General features: G+C 64.6%; 18 protein-coding genes. 13 read left to right on the forward strand and 5 right to left on the reverse strand.

Annotated elements, in window-relative coordinates:
* Nucleotides 1-26: 26 nt before the first annotated feature.
* Nucleotides 27-1,313, reverse strand: a complete 1,287-nt coding sequence (locus RHPLAN_RS33320) for a RidA family protein (protein WP_068027866.1) — start codon at nt 1,311-1,313, stop codon at nt 27-29.
* Nucleotides 1,314-1,559: 246 nt separating this feature from the next.
* Here RHPLAN_RS33320 and RHPLAN_RS33325 point away from each other — a divergent pair, with 246 nt between their 5' ends.
* From RHPLAN_RS33325 to RHPLAN_RS33335, 3 genes are read left to right on the forward strand one after another with little or no spacing between them, the layout of a single operon-like run.
* Nucleotides 1,560-2,321, forward strand: coding sequence for an ABC transporter ATP-binding protein (locus RHPLAN_RS33325; protein WP_237180236.1), 762 nt, complete (start codon nt 1,560-1,562; stop codon nt 2,319-2,321).
* Nucleotides 2,321-3,172, forward strand: coding sequence for an ABC transporter permease (locus RHPLAN_RS33330; protein WP_068027874.1), 852 nt, complete (start codon nt 2,321-2,323; stop codon nt 3,170-3,172). Before RHPLAN_RS33325 ends, RHPLAN_RS33330 begins: the two co-directional genes overlap by 1 nt.
* Nucleotides 3,173-3,192: 20 nt before the next feature.
* Nucleotides 3,193-4,188 (forward strand): ABC transporter substrate-binding protein, encoded by a 996-nt coding sequence (locus RHPLAN_RS33335; protein ID WP_068027877.1) that lies wholly within the window; start codon nt 3,193-3,195, stop codon nt 4,186-4,188.
* A 20-nt stretch (nt 4,189-4,208) separates the two neighbouring features.
* On the opposite strand, the gene RHPLAN_RS33340 is transcribed toward RHPLAN_RS33335, so the two are convergent.
* The 4 genes from RHPLAN_RS33340 to dctP all read right to left on the reverse strand — a co-directional run bounded on the left by RHPLAN_RS33340 (nt 4,209) and on the right by dctP (nt 8,732).
* Complete coding sequence (locus RHPLAN_RS33340; protein ID WP_084246087.1) at nt 4,209-5,660, reverse strand: amidohydrolase family protein; 1,452 nt, start codon at nt 5,658-5,660, stop codon at nt 4,209-4,211.
* Nucleotides 5,661-5,779: 119 nt separating this feature from the next.
* Entirely contained in the window at nt 5,780-7,126 is a 1,347-nt protein-coding gene (locus RHPLAN_RS33345) for a TRAP transporter large permease (RefSeq protein WP_068027879.1), read from the reverse strand.
* Nucleotides 7,123-7,674 carry a TRAP transporter small permease gene (locus RHPLAN_RS33350; RefSeq protein WP_068027882.1) on the reverse strand — a complete coding sequence of 184 codons (552 nt, stop codon included), beginning with the start codon at nt 7,672-7,674 and terminating at the stop codon, nt 7,123-7,125. The genes RHPLAN_RS33345 and RHPLAN_RS33350 overlap by 4 nt, the downstream gene beginning before the upstream one ends.
* Nucleotides 7,675-7,706: 32 nt before the next feature.
* Nucleotides 7,707-8,732, reverse strand: coding sequence for a TRAP transporter substrate-binding protein DctP (gene dctP / locus RHPLAN_RS33355; RefSeq protein WP_068027885.1), 1,026 nt, complete (start codon nt 8,730-8,732; stop codon nt 7,707-7,709).
* Nucleotides 8,733-8,904: 172 nt separating this feature from the next.
* Between dctP and RHPLAN_RS39925 the strand changes: the two genes are divergently transcribed.
* From RHPLAN_RS39925 to RHPLAN_RS33405, 10 genes are all read left to right on the forward strand, one after another.
* Complete coding sequence (locus tag RHPLAN_RS39925) at nt 8,905-10,062, forward strand: mandelate racemase/muconate lactonizing enzyme family protein (RefSeq protein WP_068027888.1); 1,158 nt, start codon at nt 8,905-8,907, stop codon at nt 10,060-10,062.
* 47 nt (nt 10,063-10,109) lie between these two features.
* Nucleotides 10,110-11,294: a CaiB/BaiF CoA transferase family protein gene (locus tag RHPLAN_RS33365; RefSeq protein ID WP_068027891.1), complete on the forward strand. Its 1,185-nt coding sequence runs from the start codon at nt 10,110-10,112 to the stop codon at nt 11,292-11,294.
* Nucleotides 11,295-11,344: 50 nt separating this feature from the next.
* The gene (locus tag RHPLAN_RS33370; protein ID WP_068027895.1) at nt 11,345-11,878 is read left to right on the forward strand and encodes a carboxymuconolactone decarboxylase family protein; all 534 of its coding nucleotides are present in this window, start codon (nt 11,345-11,347) and stop codon (nt 11,876-11,878) included.
* A 38-nt stretch (nt 11,879-11,916) separates the two neighbouring features.
* Nucleotides 11,917-13,002 (forward strand): NAD(P)-dependent oxidoreductase, encoded by a 1,086-nt coding sequence (locus RHPLAN_RS33375; RefSeq protein ID WP_068027896.1) that lies wholly within the window; start codon nt 11,917-11,919, stop codon nt 13,000-13,002.
* The gene (locus tag RHPLAN_RS33380; protein WP_068027897.1) at nt 12,999-13,970 is read left to right on the forward strand and encodes a Bug family tripartite tricarboxylate transporter substrate binding protein; all 972 of its coding nucleotides are present in this window, start codon (nt 12,999-13,001) and stop codon (nt 13,968-13,970) included. Before RHPLAN_RS33375 ends, RHPLAN_RS33380 begins: the two co-directional genes overlap by 4 nt.
* A gap of 39 nt (nt 13,971-14,009) precedes the next feature.
* Nucleotides 14,010-15,392 carry a CoA transferase gene (locus tag RHPLAN_RS33385; RefSeq protein ID WP_068027898.1) on the forward strand — a complete coding sequence of 461 codons (1,383 nt, stop codon included), beginning with the start codon at nt 14,010-14,012 and terminating at the stop codon, nt 15,390-15,392.
* A 66-nt stretch (nt 15,393-15,458) separates the two neighbouring features.
* Nucleotides 15,459-16,811: a 3-carboxy-cis,cis-muconate cycloisomerase gene (pcaB, locus tag RHPLAN_RS33390; RefSeq protein ID WP_068027899.1), complete on the forward strand. Its 1,353-nt coding sequence runs from the start codon at nt 15,459-15,461 to the stop codon at nt 16,809-16,811.
* A gap of 256 nt (nt 16,812-17,067) precedes the next feature.
* A complete protein-coding gene (locus RHPLAN_RS33395) occupies nt 17,068-17,526 on the forward strand; it encodes an SRPBCC family protein (protein WP_068027902.1) in 459 nt (152 codons plus the stop codon).
* On the forward strand, nt 17,526-18,395 hold the full coding sequence (locus RHPLAN_RS33400; protein WP_068027905.1) for an FAD binding domain-containing protein: 870 nt from the start codon (nt 17,526-17,528) through the stop codon (nt 18,393-18,395). The genes RHPLAN_RS33395 and RHPLAN_RS33400 overlap by 1 nt, the downstream gene beginning before the upstream one ends.
* A complete protein-coding gene (locus RHPLAN_RS33405) occupies nt 18,395-20,713 on the forward strand; it encodes a xanthine dehydrogenase family protein molybdopterin-binding subunit (protein ID WP_068027908.1) in 2,319 nt (772 codons plus the stop codon). The genes RHPLAN_RS33400 and RHPLAN_RS33405 overlap by 1 nt, the downstream gene beginning before the upstream one ends.
* Nucleotide 20,714: the final 1 nt, after the last annotated feature.

The following is a 20,714-nucleotide window of genomic DNA, read 5'->3' on the forward strand; positions in this document are numbered from 1 at the left end:
GTACTGCCAATCTTCCGAGGCGAGCATCAGCCCGGCCGGTAGGCCCACATGTCGACGATCACATCGGTGCCGGGTATCGGCAGGCGCGACGGTGTGCGGACGATGCCGAACGGGATCGGCGCGCCCTTCAGCCGCTGATGCCATGCCGTCAACACCGGATGGGCGGCCTCAAAGTCGTGCACGAAGTGGTTGGCACGAACGACGTTCGTCACATCGGTGCCGCCGGCGCGGCAGATGTCCGACGCGGCATCGAGGATCGCCGTCATCTGATGCGCGACCGGCGAGCCGACGTGACGCAGACCGGCGGTCTTGAGCGCCGCGGGCAGCGCGCCCTCGTCATCGGCGGCGTAGAGCGCCGACATGCAGAGCAGATCGCCGGCGCGCACGCCGGCCGGGCCGAGCCGCATCGCTGCGGACGGCTTATGGTCGACGATCTCCTTCTTGATCTTCCCGCCATCACGCAGGCCGAGAATATTGATCTCGATCTTCGATTCCTTCAGCGCCAGCGCCTTGCACTCGACGACGGTGAGCGCGCAGGGGTTGGAGGCGAAGTGGCCGTTCCAGACGTCCATGAACTCGGGCAGGTCGTTGATGTCGGTCAGATAGACCTGCGCCTTGACGGCGTTGCCAAGCGACGAGCCACCGGCTTCCAGGCCGGGCTTGAGCCGTCCCGTGATCAGGAACTCCGCCTGAAGGCGGATGTCGGTGCCGTTCCAGACCGCACTCGGATGCCGATAGGCCGGGGTCTCCAGGCCCGTCATCGCCTCGTTGTTCGGCATCTGCCCGGCGATGAAAACGTAATCCCCGCACACCAGCGTCGCAAAGAATCCAGAGTGCTGGGGCACCGGAACGTCCTTGGGAAACGCGGGCTTCGGCTCCCGATCGCCGCCCGGCAGCACGGCCATCATCGACACGTTCATGCTCGCGTCGTTCACCAGCAGCTCTTCCATGACGATCGAGGTACTGGGCGGCACGAAGTTCTTCAGCACGGCCTTGCGTGCACGCTGGTACGGATTCACGCATTCGGTGCGCGGATAGTATTGGTCGACGCGCACAATGTGCTTGAGGTCGCTGCCTTCGGCTGCAATCAGCTTGGCAAACCGCTCGAACAGGAAATCGCCTTCGCGGCGATAGCGCGCCTGCCCGCCCAACGGCAAACCCGGCTTGCCGGCGACCTGCGGCACGATCCCGGTCTGGAAATCCGTCGCTTCGTGGCCGGTGAAGAACAACCAGTGTCCCGCGCGCATTCCCTGCGCATACGTAAACTCCGTGCCGCTGATGCGCGTCGGAGCGATGGGCTTCACCTGTGTCATGTCGTTCTCCGGTCTGAATGCGATCCGAGCAAACGCTAGACCGGATCGGGCCCTGAGCGCTACTGCGCGCGACCGGCACGACAATTTGTATGGCGTACAAATACCGCGGACTGAGCTGAGATCAGGCATCACGTGCTGCAAACTCGGCCATCGCGCGACGGCTCGCAGCATTGACCTTCATCCAAGCATTCTCCTACGCTTCGGACGACGGGTGTCGCAGAACCAGAGGGGTTCGCCTTGCTGAAGGTGACCGATGTGCAGAAGGTTTTCGACTCTGCGCGCGGACGCTACGTCGCACTCGCGCGTGTGAACGTCGAAATCAAGGACGGCGAATTTCTCTGTCTGCTGGGTCCATCGGGCTGCGGCAAATCAACACTGCTGAACATCATGGCAGGCTTTGAGCCGGTCACCGCGGGCCGCGTGGAATGCGACGGCAGGCCCGTCACCGCCGCGGGCCAGGAGCGCGTCGTCGCGTTCCAGGATGCCGGCGCGGCGTTGTTTCCGTGGCTGACGGTCGAAGAGAACATTCGTTTCGGCCTCCGGGTGCGCAAGATTCCCAAGACGGATTGGGACGACATCGTCACGAGGTATCTCGGGATGGTGGACCTCGACCGTCATCGTGAGAAATTCCCGTCCGAACTCTCCGGCGGAATGCGACAACGCCTGCAGATCGCGCGCGCACTCGCCGTCGAGCCGAAAATCCTGCTGATGGACGAACCATTCGGCGCCCTCGACGCCATGACGCGGCGCCGGATGCACGCCTTCCTTCTCGAAATCTGGCAGCGCACCGGCAAGACCATCGTCTTCGTCACGCACGACATCGCCGAAGCCATCACGCTCGCCGATCGCGTCGCGATGATGTCCGTCGGTCCGGGCTCGGTCATCACCAGGCTGATCGATATCGACATCGCGCGGCCGCGCGCGGTGACCAACCCTCGATTCACCGAGCTGTTCAACGAAATCGAACACTTGCTTGAGCCTGACCTGGCGCGCTCCGAGGCGCACTGATGAGCGAACGCGTCACCCATCGAACGACGGACGGATTGGAGCCCGCCTCTCAATCCCGAACGGCTCCATGGCTGGCGCTGATCGGCGACGGTCCCCTTCGCAGCATCGTTTTCGGCTGCCTGTCTCTGCTGATAGCGCTCGCCGTCTGGCAGTTCCTGTCCACTTTCGTCTTCAATCCGTTTCTCATTCCGCCGCCGCTCGAGGTTGCGCGTGCGGCGGGCCCCATGATCGCAAGCGGCGAGATTTTCGCCGACGTTGCGATCAGCATGACGCGCGTGATGGTGGGCTTTGTCAGCGGATCGCTGATCGGCATCGCGCTTGGCGTCCTGCTGGGGCGAATTCGTCTCCTCAACGACCTGTTCGATCCGATCATCGAGCTGATGCGCTATCTGTCACCGACCGCGATGATTCCCATCGCGGTGATCTGGTTCGGCATCGGCGAAATGTCGAAATACTTCCTGATCTTCTGGGGGACGTTCTTCATCGTGATCATCAACACGGTGGCTGGCGTCTGGCGCGTTCCGTTGACGCGGCAGCGCGCGGCGGAATGTCTTGGCGCCACCAGACTGCAGATCTTTGCGCTCGTGGTCATACCGTCGGCCATTCCGTACATCGTGACGGGGATGCGCGTGGCCCTGGCATCGTCGTTCATGAGCATCATTCCGGCAGAAATTCTCGCGGCTGAATCCGGCATCGGTTACCTGCTGCAAAAATCGTCCATGCTGTTGCAGACCAACCGGATTTTCGTGGCGTTGTTGACGATCTGCATTCTCGGTTTTGTGGTCGACCGCCTGTTTCGCTTCTGCGTCGACCGTCTGCTCGCACGATACGTATCGCTACCGTCCAGTTGAACCATTCGGGGAGAAAGAAGATGAAGCGATTCCAAGTCTTGGTCACTGCGTTGTCCGCAGCAGCTCTTGCGCTGACGGTGAGCAGCGCCTCAGCGCAGGCGCCGTTGAAGATCACCTTGTTCGGCCAGCCTTCGGTCAATAATGACGCGGTCTGGATGGCGATGGAGAAGGGTCTCTACCAGCAGGAAAAGCTCGACATCACGTATCGGCTGTTTCCGTCGGGTACGACGGCCTTCCAGTCCTTTCAGACCGGCCAGGGCGACATCGTGCTGTCCGGCGACTTGCCGAGCCTGCAATATTACTTCCGCGTCAAAGGCGACTACCGCACCATCGCGGTGATGGAGCGCGACGCCAAGGGCTACGTCGCCATCGCCGGCAAGGACATCAAGAAGCCGCAAGACCTGGCCGGAAAGACCGTCGCAACGCGCGTGGGCTCGACCGGCTCCTGGTTCATCTCCGAGTATCTGACCAAGAACGGCGTCGATCCAAAAACCGTCACGGTGAAGAACCTCGACACACAGGTGTTGCCGGCTGCGCTCTGTGGCGGCGAGATCGCAGCGTTCTTCATCTGGCAGCCGATCGGTTCACGCGCGCTCGAAATATGCCCGGACAAGGCGCATCTGCTGTCCGACGCAACGGGATACATCCAAGGATACCTGGTTGCCGGCGCCCGCCCCGCCTGGCTCGCCACACCGGAAGGCAAGGAAGCGGCCACACGCTTTCTCAGGGCGACGCTCAAGGGCAAAGAAATCGCGGCGAAGGACTTTGCCGCCGTCGCCGCCTACAGCAAGGCCAAGCTCGACCTCAGCGAGAAAGCGACCCGCGATCAATGGGAAATCATGGAGCGGCCGATCGCTATCGATAAGGTCTACTACAGCGACTTCTGCAGCCTCAGCAAATGGGGCCAGGGCGAGAAGGTGCTGGATGGCCCGATCGACTTCAGCAAGCTGACGTGGACCGATGGCCTGAAGGCCACCGATCCCAAGCTGGTCGACGCGCCGCCGCCTCCCTGCTGATGAGGTGAGGCGCGGAGCGCCTAGGCCCGCTTGGACCGTTCCGCTATTCCTCGTGTGGATTCCGCGGCCTCGCGGACAGTCTTGCCCACATCGAGCGATGTGTGCTTGCCACCGCGCACCAGGACGCGCCCGTCGATCATGACGGTGTCGACATTCGACGGCTGCCCGTGGAACACCATGGCGTAATAGGGGTCTTGCATCGGCGCCATATTGATATCGGTGGTGCGGATCATCACGAGGTCGGCGCGTTTGCCCGGCGTAAGCGACCCGGTTTTGTCCGCGAGTCCCAGGAGCTTGGCGCCTTCAATGGTGGCGAGCTCGACCAGGCGCCGCGGCTTGAGCCGCAACGGGGCGCCGCTGCGTTGCCAATCCGACCACATCAGCGCGCGCATGACGTTGAAAAAATCGGCGCTGGTCGCAGCCGAGGCGTCGATCGACAAGCCAACCGGGACGCCCATGCCATCAAGCTCTGAATATTGGATGGTGCCGTTGCGCACCGCCGAGTACGACATCTCGATCACGGGCGCGGTGCTCCATGGCGATCTGGTGGCGCCAATCATTTTGAGCTCGTCCGCCGTCATCCCTTGCGGATGCACCAAGAGCATATCGGGGCCGAGCAGGTTGTTCCGGCCCATCAGATCGATCAGGCCCTTCGGCCCGCAGTGAATGGTGGCCTGCAAGCCGAGCTTGCGGACCGCGTCGTACTCGGTGCGGAACAACTCCACAGGTATCGAGCCGCGCGTGCCAGGCAGGCCCGGCGTGCGCAGGCAGGCGCCGATCCCCAACATGCCGTCGACTGAGGTCCACTGCTTCTGCACGCGAGCGAGATCGCCCAGGTTCATAGGCTTGTCGGCCGCATAGCCCTGGCCAGAGCCATAGGAGAACCGAGCGCGGACGCCGATATCCTTCAGCGCCTGAAGTTCGGCGTCGGCGTGCTCTGGCGATAAGGTGTTGTGCGACCAGTTGTGCACGGTGGTGATACCTGACAACAAGGCCTCGGCGACGCCAAGCCGCACACCGATGTAGGAGTCTTGCGGCGTGCAATAACGGCCGACCCGCAGCGTGGTCGGGAAGTATCCGTCTGCGGGATCGTCAGCGCGGATGATCAATCGCAGCGCGGTGCACCACAGGTGCCAATGGGTATCGACGAAGCCCGGCATCACGATCATGTCGCGGGCGTCGATCGACTCTGCGTTCGGCGCGTTGAGATTGGCGCCGACCGCGACAATTGCTCCGTCGCGAACGTGAACATCGCCGCCCGGCAGATCGCCGAGGCCGGCATCCATCGTCAGCACGTGGCCGCCGCGCACGACGAACTCGCCGCGCGTCGGCAATACGCCGCTTTCGCTGGCCGCTGGTCGCGGCGCGCCTTGTGCCTCGGCGGATCGCGTGCGCGACAGTCCGAGTGCCGCCGCGAAACCGCCGGCAACTTTGAAGATGCCGCGGCGATGAAGCTCACCACTCGAAAACATATTGCTGCTCCTTAGGGTGTTTGCCGGAGGGCTGACCTTGTCGAGGACGGATTTCGACTTCGCCGCGCTTACAAATCGAATGAACGAGTGCGCGCGCTCCAGACCTATTTGCCCAAGACCTACTTGCCCATCACCACGTCCGGGAACCAGGTTGCGATTCCCGGGAAGACGCAGAGGACCACGACGGCGAAGATCATCAGCATCACGAAGGGCATCACGCCCCAGATCACGTCGCCGAGCGGAATATCCGGCGCGATGTTCTTGATGACGAAAATGTTGAGGCCGACCGGCGGGTGGATCAGTCCCAGCTCCATCACGATGGTCATGATGACGCCGAACCAGATCAGGTCGAAGCCCGCGGCCTTCAGCGGCGGCAGGATGATCGGTGCAGTCATAAGGATGATCGACACCGGCGGCAGGAAGAAGCCGAGCACGACCACCATCAGCAGGATCGCGGCGAGCAGCACCCAGCGCGACAGATGCATGTCGACGATCCACTGCGCGGTCGACTGGCTGATGTGCAGGTAGCTCATCACGTAGGAATAAAGGAGCGACATGCCGATGATCAGCATCAGCATGGTCGATTCCTGCAGGGTCGAGACCAGGATCGGCCGCAGCTCGCCCGGCGACCAGACGTGGTAGATCATGGCGATCAGCAGCAGCGCCAGCACGGCGCCGAGCCCCGCGGTCTCCGACGGCGTGGCATAGCCGCCGTAGAGCGCGACCATCACGCCGGTGAGCAGGATCACGAACGGCAGCACGCGGGGCAGCAGCGCGAACTTGTCGCGCGTGGTGAGCGTGTCCTCGCGCAGCAGCTCCGACTTCGGCCCGCCCTGCTCGTAGACGACTTTGGCGGCGGCATATTCCTTCTGGAACTTCCACATCGCGTAGCCGGCGAAGAGCAGGACCAGGAACAGCGCCGGACCGATCGCGGCGAGGAACAGCCGGCCGAGCGACTGCTCGGCCGCGACCGCATAGAGAATCATGGTGATCGACGGCGGCAGCAGGATGCCGAGCGTGCCGCCGGCCGCGATGATGCCGGCTGCAAAGCCCGGAGAATAACCGCGCTTGCGCATCTCCGGGATGCCGGCGGAGCCGATCGCCGAGCACGTTGCGGGCGACGAGCCGGCCATGGCGGCGAACAGCGCGCAAGCGAACACATTGGCGATGCCGAGGCCGCCGGGCAGCTTGTGCATCCAGGCGTGCAGCGCGCCATAGAGATCCTGGCCGGCGCGCGAGCGGCCGATCGCCGAGCCTTTCAGGATGAACAGCGGAATCGAGAGGAGCGTGATCGACGCCATCTCCTCATAGACGTTCTGTGCGATCGTATCGACCGAGCCAGGCGGCATGAACGCGATCATGAAGAGGGTCGCGACGGCGCCCAAAGCAAACGCGATCGGCATGCCGGCGAACATCACCAGCAGCGTGACGATGCCGTAGAGGATTCCGATGGTGCCGACGCTCATGCCGGCGTCCTTCTGGAGAGCAGTGCATTTGCGACCTGCAGCAGGATCTGCAGCGTCAGCAGCATCATGCCGAACGTCATCAGCGAATACGGCACCCAGAGCGGCGGGCCCCAGCTCGAGCCGGAATGGAAGTTCTCGGTCCAGGCCTCCTCCAGCAGGGTCCAGGACTTCCAGGCGAAGAAGCCGCAGAAGGCGAGGCTCATGATGTCCACGATCGCCAGCCGGATGCGGTTCACGTGCGGCGGCAGCATGCTGGAGATCGCCTCGATCGCCACGTGGCCGCGACGCGCCTGAATTGCCGCCGACGACATGAACACCGCGCCGATGATCAGGAACACCGACATCTCGTCCTGCCAGTCGGTGGATATGTGAAGGAAGTAACGGACGATGACACTGTAGGTCAGCACCAGCGAGGCACCGACCAGCGCGATCGATGCGATCAGCACGATGAGCTGGTTGAGGATCGAGAACCAATACTCAATGCCTGCGGCGCCTGTGGGAGGCGCCGCCGTGGGTCCGGTCTCGGCCGGATCGAGGCCGTGGGCCATCGTCTTGTCTGTCTCCGCCCCTTAAGACGCGATCAGGAGACCTGAACGCCGTCCGCGAGCTTCAGCAGCTCGGCCGACAGCGGGGTCTTGCCTGCGTAGTCCTTCCAGGCGGTGTCGCGCGCGATCTTGCGCCACTTCTCGACGGTCTCGTCGTTGAGGTCGGCGACCTGAAGGCCCTTCTTGGCGTAGACGTCGGCGACCTTCTGATCGTCGGCCTGCGCCTCCTTGACGCCGAACGCCTCCATCTCGAGGCCGATCTCCATGATGGCGTCCTGCTCGGGCTTCGAGAGCTGGTCGAACACCTGCTTCGACATGATCAGCGGCTCGAGCATGAACCAGTAGGACTTGCCGCGGCCGGTGGTCAGGCTCTTGGCGACTTCCTCGAGCCGGAACGAGATCAGGCTGGTCGACGACGTGTAGGTCGCGTCGCAGGCGCCGGTCTGCATCGCGGCATAGAGCTCGTTCGACGGCGTCGACAGCGTGGTGGCGCCGGCCGCCTGCAGCAGCATGTCGAACTCGCGGCTGCCGCCGCGGATCTTCATGCCCTTGGCGTCGTCCGGATTGACGACGGCCTTGCTGCGGCTGGCGCAACCGCCGGCCTGCCAGACCCACGAGATCAGCAGCACGCCCTTCTCGGCGAGGAACGCGCTGAACTTCTGTCCGACCGGAGCCTTCTTCCAGGCCGCGCCCTGCTTGTACGAACTCACGAGGCCCGGCATCAGGCCGATGTTGAGCTCGGCGTACTCGCCGCCGGCGTAGGAGATCGGATAGAGGCTCATGTCGAGCACGCCTTTGCGCACGGCGGAGAACTGAGCCACTGTCTTCATCAGCGACGAGTTCGGATAGACCTGCGCCGTGATCGAGCCGCTGGTCTTCTTTTCCAACTTCTCGGCGAACTGGCGGCAGAGCCGGTCGCGGAAATCACCTTCGGTCGCGGTGCCGCCCGGGAACTGATGCGAGATCTTGATGGTGCGGGCCGCGGAAGCGAACCGCGTTCCGGCAAGCACCGCAGGTGCGGCGATTGCTCCAGCGAGAATGTGGCGCCGGCTAATGACCATGTTTGTTTTCTCCTTACACGTGCCCCGCGACGAACTCCGCCCACTGATACCGCTTCGCATTGCCCCTGCGAAGCGTCAGTCGGTCGCGGCATCATTGTGCAGCGCAATGAAATCCCGCGTCCAAATTCCGGGGCAAAGTTCCGCGTGTCGACCTCACGTGTTAGAACACCGCATGCTGCAGAAAACACCCAGACTTTCGTCGGCGTCCAGACCATCTCCCGACCTGCCGCCGCTCATCATCCGCCGCATCGATGCCATCCCGGTGGCGCTGCCGCTCAAGGCCGCGATGAAGATGGCCGGCGAGACGATCACCGCGGCGCAGAACATTCTGGTCCGTATCGAGGCCAGCGACGGCACGGTCGGCTGGGGCGAAGCGGCCTCGGCACCGACCATGACCGGAGACACGCTGGGCGGTCTCACAGCCGCGGTGCGTGATTATCTTGCGCCGCGGCTCGTCGGGCAGGATGCCCGGCAGTGGAACGCGCTCCGGCCCACCCTGCACCGCGCCCTGGTCGGCAACGGCGGCGCACATTCCGCGGTCGAGATCGCGGTGCTCGATCTGGTCGGACGCGTCTCCGGAAAGCGGCTGATCGACCTCGTCGCCAAACCGCGTCGCGAGGCCGTCAAGCCGATGTGGCTCCTCGGCAATAAAACCGCCGAAGAGGACGTCGCCGAAGCCCATCAGCGCCAGAAGGAAGGCTTCGAATTTTTCAAGCTCAAGATCGGCGTGAAGCCGCTGGCGAAGGAGATCGCGATCGCCTTCGCGGTGCGCGAGGCGCTGCCGAAGACGCCGCTCTGCGCCGACGCCAATTGCGGGCTGACACTGGCCGACGCGCGCAAATATGCCGAGCAGACCCGTAAAGCGCGGCTGATGTTCGTCGAGCAGCCGCTCGCCTATGACGACTTCGCAGGCCTGCAGAAGCTGACGCGCGCCACCAAGGTGCCGATCGGTGTCGATGAGGCGATCCATTCGTTCGCCGATATCGTCGCGAGCGCCAAGGCAGGCGCCTCGGGCGTATCGCTGAAGCTGATCAAGCTCGGCGGCATCACCGCTGCGGTCGATGCCGGAAAGCTCTGCCAGCGGCTCGGCCTGTCGGTGAACATCGCCGCCAAGATCGCCGAGTCGGGCATCTCCAGCGCCGCCGCTCTGCATCTGGCCTGCGCGGTGCCCAAGGCCGATTGGGGCGTGAGCCTCACGCACTTCTATCTCGCCGAGGATATCGTCCGCCGGCCGCTGCCGCTCAAGAACGGTATGGTGGCCCTGCCGGAAGGCCCTGGCCTCGGCATCGAGGTCGACGAGGCCGCCGTGGAGCGTTTCCGTACGCGCTGATCTTGCTATAAGGCGGCGACGAAAAAATCGGGAAGGAACCCATCGAAATGTCCGGTCCGCAGAAGGGCCCGCTCGCGGGCGTTCGCGTGCTCGAGCTCGCCCGCATCCTCGCCGGCCCCTGGTCCTGCCAGATCCTCGCCGATCTCGGCGCCGAGGTGATCAAGGTCGAACAGCCCGGCGCGGGCGACGACACCCGCGGCTGGGGCCCGCCCTTCATGGAAGACAAGGACGGCGGGCGCCTGACCTCGTCCTACAATCTCGCCTGCAACCGCGGCAAACGCTCGATCGCCGTCGACTTCGCGACGCCGGAGGGCCAGCGCATCATCAAGAAGCTCGCGGCGCGGTCCGACGTGCTGGTCGAGAATTTCAAGTTCGGCGGCCTCAAGAAGTACGGCCTCGACTACGAAAGCCTGTCGAAGGACAACCCGCGCCTCATTTACTGTTCGATCACCGGCTTCGGCCAGGACGGCCCGTACAAGACCCGCGCCGGCTATGACCTGCTGGTGCAGGGCATGGGCGGCATCATGGACATCACCGGCGATCCGAAGGGCGAACCCACACGTTTGGGCGTGGCTTTCGCCGATGTCTTCACCGGCACCTATTCGGCGCTGGCCATCACCGCGGCGCTGAAGGAGCGCGAGCACACCGGCAAGGGCGCACAGATCGACATGGCGCTGATGGACACCATGGTCGGCGTGCTCGCCAACCAGGCGACCTACTATCTCGTCTCAGGCCAACCGCCGGTGCGCATGGGCAACGCTCATGCGAGCGTCGTCCCCTATCAGACGTTCCCCACGACCGACGGCTGGATGCTGATCGCCTGCGGCAATGACGGCCAGTTCGCCAAGATGATGCAGGTGCTGGGCGACCCGGCGATGGCCGACGACGAACGCTACAAGACCAATGCGGGGCGCGTGGTCAATCGCGAGACGCTGATCCCGCGGCTGTTCGAACTGACCAAGAAGCTCTCCAAGCAGGAGCTTGCCGAGAAGTTCGAGGAGGCCGGCGTGCCGGCCGGCCCGATCAACACGCTGCGGGAGGTGTTTGACGATCCGCAGGTCAAGGCGCGCGGCATGCGCGTCGACCTGCCCCACCCTGACGCCAAGGGCGGCATGCTGCCTGGCGTGCGCACGCCGATCACCATCAACGGCCGCAGGGCCGCGGCCGATCGTGCCCCGCCCAAGGTCGGCGAGCATACGCAGGAAGTCTTACGCGAGATCGGCGAGGCCTGACCGGCCTCGTCGCACTTTTCAGAATAACAAAGCAATTCGGGGAAGAAATTATGGCTCGCATTCCGTACGTCGAAGAGAAGGACCACCCGGAGCTTGCCTCCGACATCTCGAAGATCAAGGGCGCGCGCGGCGGGCTGATCAACATCTACAAGCTGCTGCTGCACTCGCCGACCGTGTGCATGACGTGGTTCGAGCACATCGGCGCGATCCGCTGGAAAACCAAGCTCTCGCCGCGGCTTCGCGAGATCGCCATCGTGCGGATCGCGCAGGCCGCGAAATACGGCTACGCGCTGCAGCAGCACGTGCCGCGGATCGCCGTGCCGGACGGCGTGTCGGTCGAGGAATGCGAGGCGCTGAAGGACTGGCGCGGATCGAAGTTCTTCAACGAGGCGGAGCGCGCCGCGCTCGCCTACGTGGATGCGATGATCGCGGCGCCGGACGTGCCGGATGACGTCTTCAATGCGGTGCGCAAACACTACAACGAGCGCGAGATCGTCGAGCTGTCGGTGCTGGTCGGCACGTATCTGATGCACAACCGCGTGTTCACGGCGTTGCGCGTCGATCTCGAGCCGAAAAAAGCGTAGCTCGCTGCCGTCAATCCTTGTCATTGCGTGGGGGCGGCATGGCCGATCTTCCTGTTATTGTCGTTGAAGACGATCCTTTCACCCGGCTCATTCCGCTGGTGCTCGACCCGAACGCCAGCGAAGAGCGCCGCGCGGCCTTCGCCGACTTCATGTCGACCGACGAGCCGGATTTCGCGGGCTGGTGCGCGCGGGTGCGCAAGGGCTCGGCGGCGCTCTATCCCGCGGAGGTGCGGCTCGTCACCTCGGAAGAGGAGATGCGCGCCAACCTTGCGGATTGCGTGGCGCTGGTGACGGAGTCGCTCCGCGTCACGCGCGACGACCTCGCAGCTGCGCCCAAGCTGAAGGTGCTGCAGAAGTTCGGCTCAGGCCTCCGCAACGTTGACGCCGCGGCCTGCGCCGACAAAGGCGTGAAGCTTCTCACCTTGCGGCGCCGCGCCAACGTCTCCTGCGCCGAGCATGCCTTCGGCCTGATGCTGATGCTCGCGCGCAAGCTCGACGAACTCGACGGTCTCGTCACGGTGGAACGCATCAAGGCAAGGCAAGGCGCGTTCAAACCGTTCCAGCGCGAGCACACCCCTGGCGGCAACTACGCCCGCCTGGGCGGCACCCGGCAACTGAACGGTGCGACCATCGGCATCATTGGCCTCGGCGAGATCGGCAAGGAAATTGCAATCCGGGCCAGGGCTTTTGCCATGAATGTTCTCTATCATCAGCGCACGCGGGCGCCGGAGAGCGAGGAGCGCGAGCTTGGCGCGCGCCACGTGCCGCTGGCCACGCTCCTTGCCGAGAGCGATTTCATCCTGCCGCAGCTTCCGACCTTGCCTTCGACCCGCGATTTCCTCGGCCGTGCCGAGTTCGCGCAGGTCAAGCGCGGGGCCTATCTGGTCAACGTCTCCAACGCGGCGGTCGTCAATCGGGACGCGCTGATCGAGGCGCTGCGCCACGGCCCGCTCGGCGGCGCGGCGCTGGATGTGCACTACAAGGAGCCGGTGGCCGAGGACGACGAACTGCTGGCCTTCGACAACGTCATCCTCACGCCGCGCATGGCGGGCTCGCCGCGCTTCAACGGATTGAACGATTTCGAAGAGATGATCACGAAGCTCGCGCAGGAGTTCGCCAAATGATGCGGATCGCATTCGCGCTTCTGGCATGGGCCGCAGCGGCTGCGCCGGCGTTCGCACAATCGGACGCGAATTACCCGGACCGCCCCGTGCGGCTGATCGTGCCGTTCCCGGCCGGCTCTGCGACCGACATCGTCAGCCGCGTGATGGCGCAGAAATTCTCGACCAAGCTCGGCCAGCAGTTCGTGGTCGAGAACCGCGCCGGCGCGAGCGGCAATCTCGGCGCCGACGCGGTCGCGAAATCCGCGCCTGACGGCTACACCATGGGGCTGATCACGGCGAGCACGCACGGCGTGGCGCCCGCGCTCGGCACCAAGCTTCCTTACGACCCGATCAACGATTTCAAGCCGATCGGCATGATCGGCGCCGCGCCTTATGTGCTGGTGCTCTATCCCGGCATCCCGGCGAAAAGCGTGTCCGAGCTGGCTGCGCTCGCCAAGACCAAGCCAGGCAAGCTGACCTACGGTTCGGCAGGGCTGGCGAGCCTCGCGCATCTCGCGGCAGCGCTGTTCACCAGCGACATGGACATCGACATCACCCACGTGCCGTACAAGAGCTCGGCGCAATCGTCGATCGACATCATCGCCGGCCGCCTCGACATGCAATTCGCCACCGTCGGCCCGACGCTGGCCAACATCCGCGACGGCACGCTCCGCACGCTCGCGACCACGGGCAAGAAGCGGGTGTCGTCGCTGCCCGAGGTGCCGACCATGATGGAAGCCGGCGTGAAGGATTACGACGTCGCGCTCTGGCTTGCCTATGTGATGCCGGCCGGCGCGCCGGATGCGATCGTCAACAAGCTCAACCGAGCCATGGGCGAAATCCTCAAAGAACCCGACGTGATCGAGACCTTCGCGAAGCAGGGCTTCGATCCGGAGCCCGGTGCGCCGGACGCGGTGATCTCGCGTATCAAAAGCGAGACGGAACTCTGGCGCGCGCTCGTGGCCAAGACCGGCATCAAGGTCGAGTAGGCCCTGGCGCTGCCAGCTTGCGGCATTAAATTGCGCCGCATGAACGCCAAGCAATCGCTGACAAAACTGTGGAACGACCTCGGCCTGCCGGCCGAGGCGCTGGACCGTGTCGCGCTCACCGGCGCCGATCCGGCGCTGCCGTCGTCGTTTCACGTCGGCCAGATGGCGCAGGTCAGCATCGGCGCCGCGGCGCTTGCCGCCACCGAGTTGCACCGCCGACGCGGCGGACGCGCGCAACAGGTCACCGTCGATGCCCGCAGCGCCGCGATTGAATTTCGGAGCGAGCGCTATCTTCGCGTCAACGGAGGCGAGGCGCCGGAGCTGTGGGACAAGATCGCCGGCGCCTATCGCTGCGGCGATGGCAACTGGGTGCGCATCCACACCAACTTCCCGCACCATCGCGATGGCGTGTTGAAGCTGCTGCAGTGCGAGCACAGCCGCGAGGCCGTCGCCAAAGCATTCGAAAGCTGGAGCGCGGAGAAATTCGAGGACGCTGCGGCGGCGGCCGGGATGGTGGTCGCCAAGGCGCGCACGTTTGCCGAATGGGACGCGCATCCGCAGGGCGCGGCGGTGCGCACCGTTCCGCTGATCACGCTGGAAAAGATCGGCGACGCGCCGAAGCTCTCCGTGCCCGCCGGCAGCCGGCCGCTGGAAAATCTGCGTGTCCTCGAAATGACCCGCGTGCTCGCAGGCCCGGTCTGTGGCCGCACGCTCGCCGCCCACGGCGCGGACGTGCTGCGCGTCATTTCACCGAATCTGCCGACCATCGACGTCGCCGATATCGACACCGGCCGCGGCAAGCGCTCGGCTCACGTCGATCTGGCGACGAGCGAAGGCCGAAGCGACTTCCGCGCGCTGCTGCAAGGCGCCGACGTGTTCGTGCAGTCCTACCGGCCGGGCGCAGTCGCGGCCCGCGGCTTCGGGCCGAAGGACGCCGCCGCGATCCGCCCGGGCATCGTCTGCGTGTCGCTGTCGGCTTACGGCCACGTCGGGTCCTGGGCCGCACGTCGCGGCTTCGACAGCCTGACGCAGACCGCGACCGGATTGAATTTCGCCGAGGCCGAAGCGGCGGGCAAAACCGGCCTGGTCGCCCTGCCCTGCCAGGCGCTCGATCATGCCTCAGGTTATCTGATGGCGCTCGGCGCCATCACGGCGCTGCTGCGCCGGATCGACGAAGGCGGCAGCTGGCACGTTCGTGTCGCGCTGGCGCGCACGGGGCTCTGGCTCCGCGACATGGGCCGCGTGGCGGACGGCTTTGCCGCGTCCGACATCGACTTCGCACAGGCCGCCGACCGGCTCGCCACCTATCCGTCGGCCTTCGGCACGCTTACGGCGGTCCGCCACGCCGCGGAGATGTCCGAAACGCCGGCGCAATGGGCGCTGCCGTCGGCGCCGTTCGGCACGCACCCGCCCCGTTGGTGAAATCGCTGCGGCATATTAAGAGGATGCCGCCCAAGGATTTCTGCTTGTAAAGAAAGGCGTTCCTCTATGCCGACCGGCACCATCGACTCCGCGATTTTCAAAGACATCTTCGGCACCGAAGCCATGCGGCAGGTGTGGTCCGACGGCAACCGCATCCAGAAGTATCTCGACTTCGAAGCCGGCCTGGCCCGCGCCCAGGCCCGGCTGAAGATCATCCCGCAGGAGGCCTGCGACGAGATCCTCAAGCACGTGAAGGTCGAGGAATACGACATCGCGAAGCTGAAGACCGAAACCGAGCGCATCGGCTATCCGGTGCTGCCGGTGGTGTCGCAGCTCGTGAAGCTGTGCAAGGACGGCCTCGGCGAATGGTGCCACTGGGGCGCGACCACCCAGGACATCACCGACAGCGCCACGATCATGCAGATCCGCGAGGGTCTGGCGATCATCGAAAAAGACATCAACGACATTTCCGACGCGCTGGCAGCCCTCGCCAAGAAGCACCGCAACACCGTGATGGCCGGCCGCAGCAATCTCCAACAAGCCGTGCCGATCACCTTCGGCTACAAGTGCGCGACCTATCTGGCGGCCTTCGAGCGCCACAAGCAGCGGCTCCAGCAGCTCAAGGAGCGCACCTTCGTGTTCGAGTTCGGCGGCGCTGCCGGCACACTGTCGTCGCTTGGCAAAGACGGCCTGCGCACCCAGGTTGAGCTCGCCAAGGAGCTCAACCTCGCCCAGCCGGAGATCGCCTGGCACACGGTGCATGACCGCATCGCCGAGGTCGGCTGCTTCCTCGGCCTCGTCACCGGCATCTGCAACAAGATCGCCTATGACGTGAAGCTGATGATGCAGACCGAGGTGGAGGAGGTCTACGAGCCGTTCCACGAGGGCCGTGGCTCGTCCTCGACCATGCCGCAAAAGCGCAACCCGATCTCCTGCGTCTACATCACGGCGCAGACCGGCGTGGTGCGCTCCCAGGTGATGGCGCTGCTCAACGCCATGGAGCAGGACCACGAGCGCGCCACCGGCCAGTGGGAAATCGAGTGGATCGTGCTGCCGGAGATTTTCACGCTCACGGCCGGCTGCTTGTCGCAGACCAAGTTCCTGGTCTCAGGCCTCCAGGTCGACGAGAAGAAGATGCGGTCGAACCTCGACATTACGAAGGGCCTGATCGTGTCGGAAGCCGTGATGATGGGGCTCGGCCCGTATCTGGGCCGGCAATACGCCCATGATCTCGTCTATGACATCTGCCGCAAGGTGGTGGCGACCGGCCGTCCGCTGGCCGACCTGCTCGCCGAAAACGAGGAAATCTCCAAGCATATGAACAAGGCCGAGCTGGCCAAGCTCTGCGACCCGGCCAACTATCTGGGCCAGGCCGGCGAGATGGTCGACCGGGTGCTGGAGCTTCGCCAGAAGCGTTAACGCAAATCCCTCCGCGGTCATTCCGGGGCGGTCCGCAGGACCGAACCCGGAATCCAGAACCGGGGGCGGAATGTGCGTCTGGATTCCGGGTTCGCTCGCATTCGCGAGCGCCCCGGAATGACGACCACCCGATCGAAATGCAACAGCGCTGAGTTGCGGCGAAGTGCCATGCGTCAAACGCCGTTCCCGGCGTTTGACCTAGCGTTCGGTATGCGCTTTTCTCTTTTTCCGTAAAATCCAGGGTTTCCCGTATCCCATGAATGTTTCAGGCGAATTCACCGTCAACGCACCCCGTGACGTGGTCTACAAGACGCTCCGGGACGCCAGTTCCTTCGTCCGCTTCGTCGACGGCGTCCAGGACCTCAAGGAAATCGATCCGACCCACTACGAGGCTGTGTTCGAGACCAGGGTCGCTTATCTCAAGTTCAAGTTCGCCGTGACCGTCGAGGTCACCCGCGCCGATGAGCCGTCCGAGATCGAGGCCAAGATCGAGGGCACACCTCTTGGCGTCGTCGGGCGCCTGACCGCCAAGTCGATCACAAAGCTGGAAGACGCCGGCAACGAGACCAAGGTGACCTATTCGGTCGAATCCACACTGGCCGGCAAGCTCGGCAGCATCGGCCAGCCGGTGCTGCGCTCCAAGGCCAAGGACATGGAAAAGCAATTCGCCGCACGGCTGCGCGCAGCCTTCGCGGAAGGCAAGCCGGAGGCTTAATGATCCCGTTCGAACTGTCCGAACCGACCTCGCTCGCGGCGGCGGTCAAGCTCCTCAATCCCGACGATCCGACGATCCGTCCGATCGCCGGCGGCACCGCGCTGATGCTGATGATGAAGGCCGGCGTGTTCAACCCGGAAAAGCTCATCAGCCTGCGCAAGATCGAGAGCAAGTATTCGTCGATCAGCGCCGACGCCTCGGGCCTGAAGATCGGCGCCATGACGGCGCTCGGCATGCTGGAGCGCTCCGCCGACGTGAAGAAGGTCACCCCGCTCATCAGCCGCACGCTGCGGACGCTGTCGAACGTCCGCGTGCGCAACGTCGCGACCGTCGGCGGCGCGCTGGCCCATGGCGATCCGCACATGGACCTGCCGCCAGTGCTGATGGCGCTCGGCGCCGTCATGACGGTGGTCGGCCCGAACGGCGAGCGCAAGCTCCCGGTCGAGGAGCTGTTCGCCGGCTATTACGAGACCGTGCTCGAGAAGAACGAGTTGATCGCCGAAGTGCACGTCCCGGCCCAGGGCACCCGCAAGGGCGCCTACTTCAAGGTCACCACCGGCTCGGCCGACGACTGGCCTGCGCTCGGCGTCGCGGCCGTCATCGAGGCCGATGGCAAGACCGTCAAGAATGCGCGCATTGTCGCGAGCGCCGCGACCGACAAGGCCACGCGTCTGAAGGCCACCGAAGCTCTGATCAACGGCAAGACCGTCACCGACGCGCTGCTGAAGGAAGCCGGCGAGGCCGCAGTCGCGGAATCGGAGTTCATCGCCGACGTCCGCGGCTCGGTGCCTTACAAGCGCGAACTGATGAAGGTCTATGTCCGGCGCGCGATCAACGGGGCGCTGGAAGGCAAGGACGGGCTGCACTGATGGTCACGACACTCGATCCGCCTGCGAAGACAGCAGCCAAGGTCGGCGCGCAGGTCGGCCGTTCGGTGCCCCGGCTGGAGAGCCGCGACAAGGTCACCGGCCGGGCTGAATACACCCACGTCATGCGCGTGCCCGGCATGGTGCACGCCAAGCTGTTCCGCAGCACCGTAGCGCACGGCAAAATCCTGTCGGTCGACACCAGCGAGGCGAAGAAGGTGCCGGGCGTGCTGCACATCGTCACCGTCGAAGACGTCATGAAGGTGCTGCCGAACCCGTATTACGGTCCTGCGTTCCACGATCAGCCGATTCTCGCCCACGAGAAGGTGCGCTTCGTCGGCGAGCCGGTGGCGGCCGTGATCGCGACCGATCCGCACATCGCCGAGCAGGCCGCCCAGCTCATCACCGCCGAATATGAAGAGATGCCCGCCGTCTTCAACGAGGTCGAGGCGCTCAACACCGACATCTATGTTCACGACGTGCTCAAGCCCGCCGGCACCTTCGCCGACCTGAAGCACCTGAAGGACGCCAAGAACACCAATACGGCGCTCGATTATCAGCTTCGCCGCGGCGATTTCGACAAGGCCTTCGCGGCCGCCGAGCACAAGTTCGAGCACGAGTTCAAGACCCAGAAGGTCCTGCACCTGTCGTTCGAGCCATTCGCCTGCATCGCGGACTACAAGGACACCCACGTCACGCTCTACGACTCGTCGCAGGGACCGTCCTTCGTTCGCACCGAGATCGCGCGCCTGCTCGGCTGGCCGGAGAACAAGGTGCGGGTCAAGGTGCCGTATCTCGGCTCGGGCTACGGCTCCAAGCTCTACATCAAGCTCGAAGCGCTGGCGCTCGCGCTTTCGATGATCGCGCGCAAGCCGGTGAAGATCGCCTACGCGTTCGAGGAGATGTTCTACCAGATCACCCGCCATCCCTCGACGTTCCGCATCAAGAGCGGCGTCGACAAGAACGGCAAGATCGTCGCGCGCAAGTGCGAGGTGTTCTGGAACGGCGGCGCCTACGCCGACATCGGCCCCCGTGTCACCCAGAAGTCCGGTCTCACGGCGTCGGGCCCCTACAACATCGACAACGTCTGGATCGACTCCTACGCACTCTACACCAACGAGGTGCCGTCCGGCGCCTTGCGCGGGTTCGGCGTGCCCCAGCTCGTCTGGGCCTATGAAGGCCACACCGACATGATCGCCCGCGCGCTGAAGCTCGACCCCGTCGAGTTCCGCCGGAAGAATATCGTCCACGACGGCGACCCCCACGCGACCGGAACAGTCCTCAAGGATTCTCCGGTCGAGAAGGTGATGGACAAGGTGCTGGAGCGGATGGAGTGGTCGAAGCCGTTCGACCGCGGCAATCATCCGACCATCAAGCGCGGCCGCGGCTTCGCCATCGCGATCAAGGCGGTGATCTCGCCGACCACGTCGGTCGCGATGGTCAACGTCTCGGCGGATGGCTCGACCACGCTTTATTGCGGCACCAGCGACATGGGCCAGGGCTCGGACACCTCCATGGCTCAGATGGTCGCCGAGGTGCTGAACGTTCCGACCGAGACGGTGCGGGTTGTGCCGCGCGACACCGATGTGACGCCCTACGACATGGGCACGCTCGGCTCGCGCTCGCTGTTCCACATGGGCCATGCGGTGCAGCGCGCCGCCATGGACGCCAGGGACAAGCTCAAGGCGCTCGCCAAGGAAGTCGGCGAGCCGGAGGGCTCCAACATCCCGGTCGCCGAGCTGTTCCAGAAGCGCTACGGCATGCAGGCCGGCAACGTGATCGGCTCCGGCATCTACAAGCCGGACTACGCGCCGCCCGCCCCCGGCACCGGCCAGACCCCGAACGTCACGCCGTTCTGGATGCTCTCAGGCGCTGGCGCCGAGATCGAGGTCGACACCGAGACCGGGCACGTCAAGATCACCAAGCTCGTCAACGTGGTGGATTGCGGACGCGCCATCAATCCGAAGATCGTGGAGACGCAGATCTCCGGCTCCGCGCTGATGCACGTCGGCTTCACGATGTTCGAAAAGATGTACCAGGACGGCGGCCAGGTCACGAACGCCTCGCTCGCCGACTACAAGATCCCGGGATTCCACGACGTGCCAGACGTCCTGGAATGCCACTACATCGAGCACGAACAGTCGAACGGCCCGTTCGGCGCCAAGGGCGTCGGCGAGGTCGCAGCCTTCTGCATCGGCCCTGCACTCGCCAACGCCATCGACGATGCGGTCGGCGTTCGAATCATGGAAATGCCCCTTAACGCCGAGTCGGTTTACCGGGCGCTGCGCGCCAAACAAGGCAAGCCGCTGGAGGAAGCCTGAT

This window comes from Rhodoplanes sp. Z2-YC6860 (assembly GCF_001579845.1).
In the GTDB taxonomy this organism is placed as follows: Bacteria; Pseudomonadota; Alphaproteobacteria; order Rhizobiales; family Xanthobacteraceae; genus Z2-YC6860.